General features: G+C 62.4%; 13 protein-coding genes. 11 read left to right on the forward strand and 2 right to left on the reverse strand.

Annotated features, from left to right (window positions below; all coding sequences use genetic code 11):
- Positions 1–150 precede the first annotated feature (150 nt).
- The 3 genes from QSV46_RS14070 to QSV46_RS14080 all read left to right on the forward strand — a co-directional run bounded on the left by QSV46_RS14070 (position 151) and on the right by QSV46_RS14080 (position 2,875).
- Entirely contained in the window at positions 151–1,698 is a 1,548-nt protein-coding gene (locus tag QSV46_RS14070; protein WP_314951850.1) for an acetolactate synthase large subunit, read from the forward strand.
- A gap of 35 nt (positions 1,699–1,733) precedes the next feature.
- Positions 1,734–2,252, forward strand: coding sequence for a hypothetical protein (locus QSV46_RS14075; protein ID WP_314951852.1), 519 nt, complete (start codon positions 1,734–1,736; stop codon positions 2,250–2,252).
- A 140-nt stretch (positions 2,253–2,392) separates the two neighbouring features.
- Complete coding sequence (locus QSV46_RS14080) at positions 2,393–2,875, forward strand: cupin domain-containing protein (RefSeq protein WP_314951854.1); 483 nt, start codon at positions 2,393–2,395, stop codon at positions 2,873–2,875.
- 98 nt (positions 2,876–2,973) lie between these two features.
- Here QSV46_RS14080 and QSV46_RS14085 read toward each other — a convergent pair whose 3' ends face one another.
- Positions 2,974–3,297, reverse strand: a complete 324-nt coding sequence (locus QSV46_RS14085; RefSeq protein ID WP_314952018.1) for a hypothetical protein — start codon at positions 3,295–3,297, stop codon at positions 2,974–2,976.
- Between the two features lie 12 nt (positions 3,298–3,309).
- A complete protein-coding gene (locus tag QSV46_RS14090; RefSeq protein ID WP_314951856.1) occupies positions 3,310–3,543 on the reverse strand; it encodes a DUF3551 domain-containing protein in 234 nt (77 codons plus the stop codon).
- A gap of 269 nt (positions 3,544–3,812) precedes the next feature.
- Here QSV46_RS14090 and QSV46_RS14095 point away from each other — a divergent pair, with 269 nt between their 5' ends.
- The 8 genes from QSV46_RS14095 to QSV46_RS14130 all read left to right on the forward strand — a co-directional run bounded on the left by QSV46_RS14095 (position 3,813) and on the right by QSV46_RS14130 (position 12,176).
- A complete protein-coding gene (locus tag QSV46_RS14095) occupies positions 3,813–4,169 on the forward strand; it encodes a hypothetical protein (RefSeq protein WP_314952012.1) in 357 nt (118 codons plus the stop codon).
- 151 nt (positions 4,170–4,320) lie between these two features.
- Positions 4,321–4,806, forward strand: a complete 486-nt coding sequence (locus QSV46_RS14100; protein ID WP_314951858.1) for a hypothetical protein — start codon at positions 4,321–4,323, stop codon at positions 4,804–4,806.
- Positions 4,807–4,853: 47 nt separating this feature from the next.
- Positions 4,854–5,336 carry a transcription elongation factor GreA gene (gene greA, locus QSV46_RS14105; RefSeq protein WP_314951861.1) on the forward strand — a complete coding sequence of 161 codons (483 nt, stop codon included), beginning with the start codon at positions 4,854–4,856 and terminating at the stop codon, positions 5,334–5,336.
- A 10-nt stretch (positions 5,337–5,346) separates the two neighbouring features.
- Positions 5,347–5,925, forward strand: a complete 579-nt coding sequence (locus QSV46_RS14110; protein WP_314951863.1) for a hypothetical protein — start codon at positions 5,347–5,349, stop codon at positions 5,923–5,925.
- 150 nt (positions 5,926–6,075) lie between these two features.
- Positions 6,076–6,753 (forward strand): hypothetical protein, encoded by a 678-nt coding sequence (locus tag QSV46_RS14115; protein ID WP_314951866.1) that lies wholly within the window; start codon positions 6,076–6,078, stop codon positions 6,751–6,753.
- Positions 6,754–7,631: 878 nt separating this feature from the next.
- The gene (locus tag QSV46_RS14120) at positions 7,632–8,567 is read left to right on the forward strand and encodes a class I mannose-6-phosphate isomerase (RefSeq protein ID WP_314951869.1); all 936 of its coding nucleotides are present in this window, start codon (positions 7,632–7,634) and stop codon (positions 8,565–8,567) included.
- Positions 8,564–10,846: a glycosyltransferase family 4 protein gene (locus tag QSV46_RS14125; RefSeq protein ID WP_314951871.1), complete on the forward strand. Its 2,283-nt coding sequence runs from the start codon at positions 8,564–8,566 to the stop codon at positions 10,844–10,846. Before QSV46_RS14120 ends, QSV46_RS14125 begins: the two co-directional genes overlap by 4 nt.
- Positions 10,847–10,880: 34 nt before the next feature.
- Entirely contained in the window at positions 10,881–12,176 is a 1,296-nt protein-coding gene (locus QSV46_RS14130; protein WP_314951873.1) for a glycoside hydrolase family 130 protein, read from the forward strand.
- The last annotated feature ends 610 nt before the right edge of the window (positions 12,177–12,786 follow it).

Consider the following 12,786-nt stretch of genomic DNA (forward strand, 5'->3'; position numbering starts at 1 on the left):
CCCGTTCCGATTCCATCGGAACGGGGCGTTAGCCAAACCGGCGCGTTGCCGCGCGGGGCAGGGCCGCGACGGCCGCTATTGCTTTGACGGATGCGGCGAACAATGATTGATCGGACCGATTGTGGACATTGCCGGTTGTGGGAGCAGAGAATGAACGGTGCGGAAAGCCTGGTGCGGACGATGGTCAAGGGTGGGGTGGATGTCTGCTTCACCAATCCAGGCACCTCCGAGATGCATTTTGTCGCAGCGCTCGACCGCGTGCCGGGCATGCGCTGCGTGCTCGGCCTGTTCGAAGGCGTGGTGACGGGCGCGGCCGATGGCTATTTCCGCATGAAGGGCTCACCGGCCTCGACGCTCCTGCATCTCGGCCCCGGCCTCGCCAACGGCCTTGCCAACCTGCACAACGCCAAGAAGGCCAATTCCGGCATCGTCAACATCGTCGGCCAGCACGCGATCTACCACATCGGCTACAACGCGCCGCTGACCTCCGACATCGAGGGCCTGGCCCGGCCGATGTCGTCCTGGGTCCGCACCTCGCCGGATTCCAAATCGATCGCCGCCGACGGCGCCGCGGCGATCGCCGCCGCCAAGAGCGCGCCGCCGCAGATCGCGACCCTGATCCTGCCCGCCGACACCGCCTGGAACGAGGCGGACGGCATCGCCGAGGTTCCGGCCGAGCAGCAGCGCGCGAGCTATTCGCCGCAGGCGGTCGAGCAGGCCGCAAAGATCCTGCACGGCGACGGCGAGGGTACGCTCTTGCTGATGACCGGCAGCGCGCTTTCCGAGCAGGGCCTGGCGCAGGCCGAGCGCATCGCGGCCAAGACCGGCTGCACCGTGATGGGCCCGACCTTCCGCCCGAAGATGGCGCGCGGCCGCGGCCGCTTCTCGATCGATCGCATCCACTATGTCATCGATCAGGCACTGCCGATGCTGGCGAACTTCCGCCACATCGTGCTGGTCGAGTCCGATGATCCCGTGGCGTTCTTCGCCTATCCGAACAAGCCGAGTGTACTGCGCCCCGAAGGCTGCGACGTGCATCGCATGACCGCCTGGGGTGAGAATTCGGTCGCGGCGCTCGAAGCGCTCGCTGGCGCCGTGAAGGCCACCGCCAAGGACGTCAAGCCGCAGGCCCTGGCCGAGCTGGTCAAGCCGACCGGCGCGCTCACCCACGCCTCGATCGCGCAGGCGATCGCCTATGCGATCCCCGAGAACGCGATCATGGTCGACGAGTCCCTGACCACCGGCCGCGCCTTCTTCCCGCCGACGGCGGCCGCCGCCCCGCACGACTGGCTGCAGAACATGGGCGGCTCGATCGGCTTCTCGACGCCGCTCTCGATCGGCGCCGCGATCGCCTGCCCGGACCGCAAGGTGATCACCATGGTCGGCGACGGCAGCGCGATGTACACGATCCAGTCGCTGTGGACCCAGGCGCGCGAGAACCTCAACATCGTCACCATCGTGTTCGCCAACCGCATCTACCAGATCCTGCGCGGCGAGTTCGACAATGTCGGCGCCGGCGAGCCCGGCCAGCGCGCCAATGACATGCTGCGGCTCGACCGGCCGACGCTTGACTTCGTGGCGCTGGCCAAGGGCATGGGCGTGCCCGGCCGCGCCGTCACCAATGCGGACGAGTTCAACAAGGCGCTGGCCGAAGCCGTCGCCGAGCCGGGGCCGCGACTGATCGAAGTCCAGATGTAGGCCATTCATCCAGGACGCCGAGGGTCGAGGGCACGATGCAGACCGAGCTGAACAAGGTGATCGCGGCGCTCCGGGACTTCTACGCCCACGAGGGATTTCTGTTCGAGAAGGACATCGGCGAGCGGGCGATCACGCACCGCTTCGCCGTGCACCTGGAGAAGCAGTTCTCCGGCTGGTCGGTCGACTGCAATTACGACCGGCTCGGCGAGCGCACGCTGCATCTGCCGCATGGCACCATCATCTCGACCGACGACCATCTGGGAAAGTCGATCTATCCCGACGTCGTCGTGCACCAGCGCGAGATCCCGAACAATCTGCTCAGCGTGGAGATCCGCAAGGCGAGCAATCACACGCCGCTGGAGCACGACCAGCACAAGCTGAGGGCGCTGACCGATCCGCATGTCTGGTTCGCCTACTGGATCGGCGTGCTGCTGGTGCTGGACAAGCACCATGTGACGATGTCGGAGGTCTATGTCAGCGGCGGCGTCGATCAGCCGCTCTCGCGCTGGTTCGCGGCGCGGCTTGAGGAGAGTGGCCTCGGCGCGACACGTTAGGGCGTCTACTCACAAACGTCAGATCCCGAGGACAAAGCGGAAGTCGCTCCGCTTGGGCAGCATCGACTGCTTATGACCCATGACAGACAAAGACCACTTCGGGTAGAGTATCGGCGCCGGCTATTTAAACGGAGGGCGAGATGCCTTTTTTCAAAAGCGGGATCAGTTTGTTGGTCATACTTGTTACGAGCGGATTTTGTGCGGCGCTGGCGGCGGATAGTTCACTTGAATATGACCGCGTGACGCCGACCGACCTGAAGTGGAGCCCGCTGCCTTCTATGCCCAAGGGGACGCAAACGACGGTGCTCCACGGTCATCCGGGCAAGCCTGGTCTGTATACCGTTCGGCTCAAAATACCGGCGAATTCCAAAATGCCTGTGCACTCTCACCCTGATGAACGCGTTCGCGTGATCATTTCGGGGACCTATTATTCGGCGCTCGGCGACAAGGTCGATGCATCGAAACTCCTGAGCTTTCCACCCGGAACGTATTCGCACGTGCCGCCCAAGGTGTGGCAGTTCGCGGAAACGAAGGACGAAGAGGTGATATTCGAGATTACCGGGATTGGACCGACAGGCATCGACTACCTGAATGCTGAGGATGATCCACGAAAACAAAAATAGTGGTCGTGCTCATTTCCACTGTGGCCCAAGGCCGACATGATCCATGTCGTTTTCAACATCGGCTTCCAAGGGCGAACCGGACGCGACGGGACTGTGAGTCACGCCCCGGAGCGGAATGAGTTCTGTTGAATCGATGCGCGCTCAGGCCGCGGTTCACCTCTCCCGTCGGGGCGAGGTGGACCACAAAGCCGCCCGCGTGATGGGGGCGGCCCTTGCGTCGTCGGTCCATCGCAAGCTCGTTGCAGGGGATCGCCCTGGCCGAGCGCGTAGGCGACGAGGTCCTTCAGCGCGAATCCGGAGCCGGTCATCGGATCGAGCGACAGCACCGAGGAATTGCCGCCGAACATCATGCCCAGGAAGACTTCGGCGAAGCGGATCGTCTTCACGTCAAGATCGTGGCGGCGCGCGCGTCGTGCGCGCACGCCGCGACATCGTCAGTAGTAGCGCGGCTGCGAGAACGCATAGCGTGGATTGATGCCGCAATAGGCCGACGTGCCGGAGGCGCTGGCCTGACACTGCTGATAGCTCGCGAACTGGCAGTTGCCGGGATAGCCCCACATGCGGCCTTGCAGGCAGTACCTGTCGTTGGTGGGGTGGGCCTGGGCCGCCGGGACGCTCGCGGCGATCAAGGCTGCGAATGAGGCGAGCGTGAGGATGGTGCGACGCATTTCAATCTCCTTCAAAGACGTTTGTACAGGGAACATCAGTTTGGTCAGCGTGTTCCGGACGCGTCCGACACTTTGTCGTGCTTGTCCTTGGTGTCCGCAGTGGGCGCCGGGTTCGACATGGGTCTATGATGACGCAAGGTGCGGCGAATTATGTGATCTCGGCCACAGTTCGCGATGGGCTTCCAGCCTATCGTGAGCAGACTTGCACGCGTCGATCCCGGAGGCCTCACGCTTTGCCTCATTCGGATCAGGTCAATTTGGAGGTTCTGATGCAAAAATCATATTTGCTGGCTGCGACTGCCGCGCTGGCGTTTCTCATGCAAACACCGCTGGCACTCGCGCAGACCGCCCCGGCCACCGGGGGAACTGCTGCGCCTGCGGCGACAACCGCCGCGCCGGCGACGGCAACGGCCGCGCCGGCAGCGACGACGACAGCACCGGGCGCAACCACGGACTCCGGCCAGCCCTCCGACGCTAAGAAGAGCGCATCGAAAAAGCCGGCGAAGAAGAAGATGACCCGGCAGCAGGAGATCGATCGTTCGGTCGACAGCGGCACCGTGCCTGCACGCTATCGCAGCTCGGTGCCCAAGCAGTACCAGCAATATATTCCGTTCGATAAGCAGTAGCGGATCGCGCGGCGGCGCGACGCGACGTTGCGCCGCTGGTGCCGACACGAGGCGACCTTAGGATACGGCCTTGGCCAGGCGCGATCCGACCTACATATGTTGTGGTGGTCGACCGGAGCGGTGTTAGAGTAGGCCAAAGCCGGGGGGAGTGATGAGCGAGGACGTGAAGGATGCTGGCCTTATGGCCATGATCAGCAGCATCCTGGGTGGCAACAAGCGCGCAGACACCATTGCACCGCCGCCGCTCACCGAAGTTCCCCCGACAGCGCCGACAGATGGATTTGAGCCGCTCGAAGCATCCATCCCCGACGCCGCACCGGCCATGCCCGAGATGACGTCCGATGCCGCGCCGGCCGCCACCAGGCCGGTCGAGCCGCCGGCGAAAATCGCCACGACACCCGATGGCAAGCAGTTGCTGCCTGCCGAAGCGATCGCCGATCTCGTGCTCGGCGAGTTGCGCAAGATGGAGAATTTTCCGGGGACCGGCGCCACCGTCACGGTCTACGGCTACAGGCACTGGAACGCGATGATCACATTCGCGCCGTTCTCGACCAGTTTCCAGAACGCGACGCGGTTCCGCCAGGCCATGCCGGACCTCGTCTTCAAGCTGCGCCGCTTCGTCGAACTTGAGATATAGATCTGGTATAAACCGTGCCTCGAAACGGCTCGATGGGAATTTGAAGATTGAGCGTCGCCTTTACCAAGGAAGAAAGCGCCGAAACCGCGTCAGAGACGCTGCTGCCGGATCGCCTGATCTCGCCGCATCCGAATCTCGTGACGGAAGCAGGCCTCCAGGCACTGCAGACGCAGCTCCAGGACGCGCGCGAGGCCTATGAGGCCGCGCAAGCCATCGAGGACGTCAACGAGAAGCGCCGACAATCGGCGGTCCCCTTGCGCGACACCCGCTATCTCACCGAACGGCTGCGCACGGCGCAGGTCGTCCCCACCCCGGCTTCGACCGATATCGTCGCCTTCGGCAGCACGGTGACCTTCAGCCGTGCCGACGGCCGCGTGCAGACCTATCGCATCGTCGGCGAGGACGAGGCCGATCCGAAGGCCGGATCGATCTCGTTCGTGGCGCCGGTCGCGAGGTCGCTGATGGGGAAGGCGGTGGGAGACGTCGTGGGGGCGGGCGCGCAGGAGATCGAGATTCTGTCGATCGGGTAGGGACGATCAGATGGGCAGCGGGAACGCAGCCACGACGAGCGTAGGCAACGATCGCTTCGCAATGTGGCCGATCGCATTGACCTGCTGTTTTCCCGTCATCTTGATCTTGCTTTGGAGCGGACCGTTCGAGGTCTCCTTCCTGGGCGTCCCCGTCCTGTTTCTGGCATGGGTCGGCTCGGCATTGCTTGCATTGGGGCTCGCGCTTTTTTCGGCCCGTGCTCGTGACTGGCGGCGCGCCATATCCATGTCAGTTCTACCGCTTGCTACACTTGTCGTTGTCACCAATGCCGGCGTCATTTGGCCACTTGCGATGGAGATCGGGGAGAGAATCCATTTCCAAGCCGTGCGCCGCCTCTATCTTGAGGATGTGGCGAAGCTTCCGTCGTCGGGCGAACCTCGATTCGCGCTGTGGCAGTGGGGTGGATTTGGGATCGGGCACGCTGTTGTCTACGATGAGAGCGATGAAATCTTGCTGCCGGAGCAATCGTCGGCCTGGAAGAACAGGGTTGCGAATACCGAGGTCGGGTCGTGCGGTGCGTGGGGCTCACCGCTGGGCGGTCACTTTTATCTCGTTCGGACCGGTTGCTGAGCTTCATCGGCGAAGCGAGGATGGCGTGGACAAAGGGCGCTATCGACAGGAGCGATCTCATTTGCCAAAAGCATGATCCATGCGTTTCCCTTGTCTTGTCCCGATATCGATGGTCTCCGCTGTGTCCGCGCAACAAAGCCCGATAGCTGGATGAGACGGTTCCTGTCGGGAGCGTTGCCGTTTTACGCACTGGCTGGACTGGCCATGTGCATGTACCTCGTCCTCTACAAGACGAACCTGTTTGACTTGAACGCCATCGTCCAGGATGCGACCGGCTCACCATGGTTTCCGGTCTTCATATTCGTCTGCGTGCTGCTGGAGTCGGTCTTCCCGTATTTTGGCTATTTTCCCGGAACCGCCCTCATCCTGATGTCCGTGGCGCTCAATCCGAGGCCCGCGGATGTCCCGGTTGTCATCGTGGCGTGGCTGGCCATCATCGTGGGCGCCATCTTGAGTTACGGACAGGCTCGTTTCTTCAGACCGTTCCTGCAGCGGGTTGCCTCAAAAGCGGCACTGAGCCGATGTGAGTCCCTCTTCGACGCCTATGGCCCTTATGCGCGCGTGGCCTTGTTCGTTCATCCCAACGCTTGCGCGATGTATTTTACGGCACTCGGACTGCTCGGCCGGAGCCTGGCGCGAGAGCTCGCCTATCTCAGCGTGGGTGCGGCGGCCGCTGTGGGCATTCTGTTCGTCGTCGTGACCAGGCTTGTGTCGTCCGTCGGCCCCACCGATGACGGGGAATTGCAGGTGCTGCTCGCGGCAGCGCTGGTCGCCATCGGGACCCTCGTCGGTCTCTACGCGGCCTTGCGTCCGCCGCGGGCCGCGTAAAACTTGAACGAGCGAGCAGAGCGCCGTCATCGCGGACGGTGCCTCTTAATGGCCGAGACGGCCCTATCCTGGCGGATTTGGCAATACGTCTGCAAATTTCTCGCTATTCGGCCAGAAGTGGTTATACCTGTGGCATCACCGCGCGCCCCTGGCAGTTATCGGTGACTGAGAGCGTTGCGCTCCCGCCCAATCAACGAGGCGGTCAGGTGTCAAATCCAACCAAATTCGATTTGCGTGAATGGGGCATGCCGCCAGCGCTGCTGCTGGTCGTTTTCGTCCTGCTCATCGCTGCCGCGGTTATCTTTTAGCGCCAGTCCTGCTGCGGTCTGGACCGCACAACAAAACCCGCCCGGAGATCGCCATGGCCAACAAAGCAACGATCAGGAATGCATATGGAACGCCGGCCATGTTCGCTGGATCAAAAACAGGAAGTGATGACGCGGCTTTCGTCTTTGTCAGGGTAGGAGATGAGGAGCGCCGTATGCGATGGGCCGAATGGGATTCGCTTCCGGCATGGACCGGGCCTCGTCCTTCCTGGGGACCGAAATCCAGCACTCCGACATCCATCTCCGACTGAGATGACCTTCGACGGCGCATGCCCGCGGCTGTTATTCCGGAAGCCAGGTACCATTTGGCCCTGGATGCGCCGGCGGCAGGCCGTGCAGCATATGAGACGGACGTCGCTGGTTACGAAGAGGCAAGTACAGCGCCCGCGAGAGGTTGTAATCGCGTGCTGGAGTAGCCACTTTGGGAACTCAGCATCCGACCGCCTTGGGCGCCTGTCCGGATTCGCGACGCCTTAGCCACGCCAAATCCTATCGCCGACATCGATCAACGGCACGTCGTCCCGACGTGTGCGTCACGGGTCAGGATCACCTATGCCCACCGAACATGCCGCCGTGCGGGTCGTCCACAAGCCCTGGGGCGTCGACGATCTTAAACCCTGGAGCAATATTGACGGGTCTGGCGCTGCCGTCGGCGAGCTGTGGTTCGAGCGGGCCGACGAGCGCGCGCCTATGCCCGCCTTGCTGCTCAAGCTGCTGTTCACCAGTCAACCGTTGTCCATCCAGGTTCATCCAGACGACACGTTCGCGCGCGCGATGGGGATGCCGAACGGCAAGAGCGAGGCATGGTATATCCTCTCGGCCGAGCCCAACGCGCAGATCGGCGCAGGATTAAAACATCAGGTCACGGCGCAGCAATTGCGTGCATCGATCCAGGACGGTTCGATCGCCGAACTCATTCACTGGCGATCGGTTGCCGCGGGTGATGCCATCTACATCCCGGCCGGCACCATCCATGCCATCGGTGCCGGCATCGTGCTCGCAGAAATTCAGCAACGCAGCGACGCAACATTCCGCCTGTTCGACTATGGTCGGCGGCGTGAATTGCACGAGGACAATGGCGTCGCCGTTGCCCATCCGTGGCCGCTTCGAACGCCTGGCAATTCGGCGGTCGTTACCGCCAACCGGACGATCCTCGTCGCGAGCAAGCATTTCGTCCTCGAACGTATTGAGCTTCCCGAAGGTTCGAGCTGGGCGTTGCTTGCCGAACCGGAGACCTGGATGCTCATTCTCGACGGCCACGCTGCAGTCGGTTTGGCCGCGGCATCCATCGGGGAAGCCATCTTCATTGGTGGCGGCCGCACCAGCATCGAGGTTGGTGACAACGGATTGAGCGCGTTGATTGCGTATCCCGCCAGCCGCCCGGTCGATGTCCTGTTGCAAAGTCTCGACGACCAGCCCGGCAAGCCTGCCCATCCAGCCGCGCATTCAGTTCCGCAACTCGCAGGCATCGCCGAGGCGCGAACTTGACCCCGCTTCGCCGCATCGCCGTCATCGGCAATTCGCTCCCTCGCCGTTGCGGCATCGCGACGTTTACGACCGATCTGGAAAGGGCGATTTCGAATTCACGGCCGGACCTGGAGGTCAGCATCGTTACGATGAACGACCACGGGCAGGCCTATGATTATCCCGCTTCCGTCGCCTTGCAGATCAAGGATGACGCCATCGAAGACTATGTCCGTGCCGCGGCCTTCCTGAACGCGGGCCGCTTCGACGTCGTTTGCCTGCAACATGAATTCGGCATCTTCGGCGGCGAGGCCGGCGCTCACATTCTGGAGTTGCTTTCGGGCCTCAGCATGCCTGTCGTCACGACGCTGCATACGGTGCTGGCCAAGCCAACCGCCGCGCAGCGTGCAGTCATGGAACGCCTCGTCGATGCGTCTTCGAAGATCATCGTGATGGCCAACAAGGGACGCGAGATGTTGCGCAGCGTCTATCGCGTGCCGGATGACAAGATCGAGGTGATTGCCCACGGCATTCCCGATTTTCCGTTTGTCGAACCCGACGCAGCCAAGGCCAAGCTCGGATTCAGCGGGCGATCCGTCATTCTGACCTTCGGGCTGCTGTCCCCCAGCAAGGGCATCGAGGTCATGATCGACGCAATGCCCCTGATCCTGGAACGTCGGGCGGACGCGGTCTATGTCGTGCTCGGCGCGACGCATCCTAATCTCGTGCGCGACCAGGGCGAGGCCTATCGCGAGAGTCTGATGACGCGCGTGCGCGAGCTCGGCATCGACGACCACGTCGTATTCCTCGACCAGTTCGTCGATCAGGCGACGTTGCTGGAATTCATTTCCATGAGCGACGTCTATGTTACGCCCTATCTCAATGAAGCGCAGATGACGTCGGGGACGCTGGCCTACAGCTTTGGATTGGGCAAGCCGGTTGTTTCGACTCCGTATTGGCATGCGCTTGAATTGCTGGATGACGGCCGTGGTGTGATCGTTCCCTTCGGCAATGCGGTCGCAGTCGGCAAGGAAATCGCACGATTGCTCACCGATGCCCCGCGCCGACAGGCGATGCGCGAGCGCGCCTACGCCGTCAGCCGATCGATGACATGGGAGCGCACGGCCGAGCGCTACATGGTCGCGTTCGAAAATGCACGTCATGGAGACTGGCTCAAGGTGGTGGCGCGTACCGGGCCGGTCGCAGTCGCCCACAGCCCGGCGGCGTCTGATATGCAATTGGATCACTTTCTCTCGATGTGCGACGATACCGGCCTGTTCCAGCACGCCGTGCATTCGGTGCCAAACAGGGATCACGGCTATTGCGTGGATGACAATGCCCGCGCCTTGCTGCTGGCGTGCGCCCTCAACAATCCCGGCGAAACGCGCCTGCCCGAAGTGTTGACGGCCCGTTTCGCCGCGTTCATTCAGCATGCGTGGAACCCCGACACCAGACGGTTTCGCAATTTCATGGGCTTCAATCGAAGCTGGCTCGAAGACCGCGGCTCCGAAGACAGCCATGGGCGAACATTATGGGCACTGGGTGAGTGCGCACGCAGGGATGCAAGCCCGTCGCGACGCCGATGGGCTGCCGGCTTGTTTGCCGAGGCACTTCCCGTCGTCGAGACCTTTGGTTCGCCCCGCGCGTTGGCCTTCACCCTGCTGGGTCTGGACGGCTATTGCGCCGCTGTTCGCGATGATGCGCGCGCCCGCGCAATCCGGCTTGCTCTGGCCGACAGGTTGATGGCGAGTCTCGCGTCGGTCGAGACGCCGGACTGGACATGGTTCGAGGAAGGCTTGGCGTACGACAATGCGCGCCTGTCGCAAGCCCTGATCCTCACGGGGATGGCCACGGAAGCCCCCGATTACCTCGCTGCCGGATTGCGATCCTTGCGTTGGCTGATGACGCAACAAACCGCTTCGACCGGACATTTCCGCCCCATTGGCACCGCCGGATTCGGTGAGTTGCGCCGAGCGCCTCGTCCGTTCGACCAGCAGCCGGTGGAGGCCGCGGCGACGATCGCGGCCTGCCTGACCGCCGGGCGCGCGGAAGGTCATGCCGAATGGAAAGCGATCGCGACCAACGTTTTCGCCTGGTTTCTTGGCCGCAACGATTTGTCGATCGCTCTCGTGGATCCCGAGACCGGCAGCTGCCGGGATGGATTGCATCCCGACCGCGCCAACGAAAACCGCGGCGGCGAATCCGTTGTGTCTTATCTGCTCGGTCTTGCGGATATTCGTCAGCTTGCGCGCGTCAATGTCAGCGTGACACCGCCGGCGGCGCTTCGCGTCATCGGCGGCTGAGTTCGGCTGACCTCTCCAACAATCCGAGGACATCTTGTCGCAAGCCAGTTTCCTGCATCGGCAAGCGCTCCATCTGCGCCCCGATCCTACGCGCGTGATCGTTCGCCCGTTCAAGCCGGCAACCGAGCCGCGCGATCTCAACCCGACCGACAAGACGCGCGCCAACCACATCGTCGAACGCGTGTTGGCCCTTGACCCGGAAGTCACCGCCAGCCTGCTGGCGGACGTATTGGCGAACTTCCAGGGCCGGCATCGCAACCTGCTGGAGACGTTCGAGCTCCGCGCCGACGAGATGGAGCGGGCGCTGGCGGCGCACGGCGCTTTTTCCAGCGTGCAGCGCCAGTTGATCGGGGCCTATTTCCTGAACGAATATTCGTTCGAGGCATCCGCCCTGTTTAATCCCAGCATCGTGCCGCATCCCGACCAGTCGGGCGCGCCGAAAGGCGGCTTGCGCTTCGTTCTCAGTCTCCGGGCCGTTGGCGAGGGGCACGTATCTTCGCTGACATTTCGCACCGGCACGATCGCAGCCGATGGCAGCCTGGCGGTCGATCCGACCGCGCGACTGGCCTCCAGTCCCCGGGTCGGAGGCCGCGTGCTCGGGCCATCAGGCGAAACGGTTGAAATTGCGTTCAAGGAAGAACAGGACATCAGCGAACGGGTGATATTTCCGGTCACGGGATCACAGTCTCAAGGCATCGAGGACGCGCGCTTCGTGCAATTCACCGATGGTGATCGCAAGACATACTACGCGACGTTCACCGCCTATACGGGCAGAGCGATACGGTCGGAGCTGATCGAAACGCGCGACTTCCTGTCATTTCGAATGACGCCGCTGCAAGGGACCGCCGCCCGCAACAAGGGCATGGCGCTGTTCCCGCGCAAGATTGACGGCAAATACGCGATGATCGCGCGCCAGGACAACGAGAACCTTTATTTGATCTATTCGGACGATCTGCACCAATGGGACGGCGGTCAAGCCTTCCTGAAGCCGCAGTTTCCGTGGGAGTTCGTGCAGATTGGAAACTGCGGTTCGCCGATCGAACTCGATGAAGGCTGGCTGTTGCTCACGCACGGTGTCGGCCCCGTTCGAAAATATTCCATCGGCGCCGCCCTGCTCGACAAGAAGGATCCGTCCAAGGTGCTAGCTCGTGCGAGCGAACCTTTGCTGCATCCGGAGCCGTCCGAGCGCGAGGGCTACGTTCCCAACGTGGTCTATACCTGCGGGGCGATGCGGCACCATGATCAGATTATTCTGCCCTACGCCGTTTCCGACACCTATTCCAACTTTGCGACGATCAAGATCGCAGCCCTGCTGCAAGCAATGTCCTGATTGCGGACATCCACGTCTAGGGAGACGCGGCCCGAGCGGCATCGAGGCCTCTCCCGGGATCATGCCATCATGCCCGTGTTTTGCCCGACGGAGCAAGCGGATTCGGAAAAGGCGTAACCCATTGATCCGACTGGGGTCGGCTACTGTGCATGGGGTTGTTTTCGATTTTTTGTTGCGGCGGCCCAAAAGGTCGCCATGCGTCGACGATCGTCCGCAACTGAGTATGGTTGGGGAGGATGGATGGTGGGCGCACAAGGGATCGAACCTTGGACCTCTCCCGTGTGAACCACAATCTGTAGTCCCTAGCCAACCCGAGCCAGCCATAGTAAAAAAATAGATAAGTCTATGGATTGTAGGGGATTTGCCATATGCGGCCATAATAGGCCACAACTGACCAAACTACATTTTGTATGCCCCCGCTGTGCCCCCGTGCCATCTTCCCTTGGGGCACACAAATCGGGGAGGGTCTGTGCCCCCTCTGTTCTTCAAGGGCCGTCCTTCAACGCTAGTGTGCCCCGAGGCCGAAAAAGCGAAGGAAAGTCAATGATCACTTTCCCTTCGCTTCGATGGTCCCGGCGGCTGCGGGGCACACCGCGACAGGGAGCACAGG

Source organism: Bradyrhizobium cosmicum, from assembly GCF_032290525.1.
Taxonomy (GTDB): domain Bacteria; phylum Pseudomonadota; class Alphaproteobacteria; order Rhizobiales; family Xanthobacteraceae; genus Bradyrhizobium; species Bradyrhizobium cosmicum_A.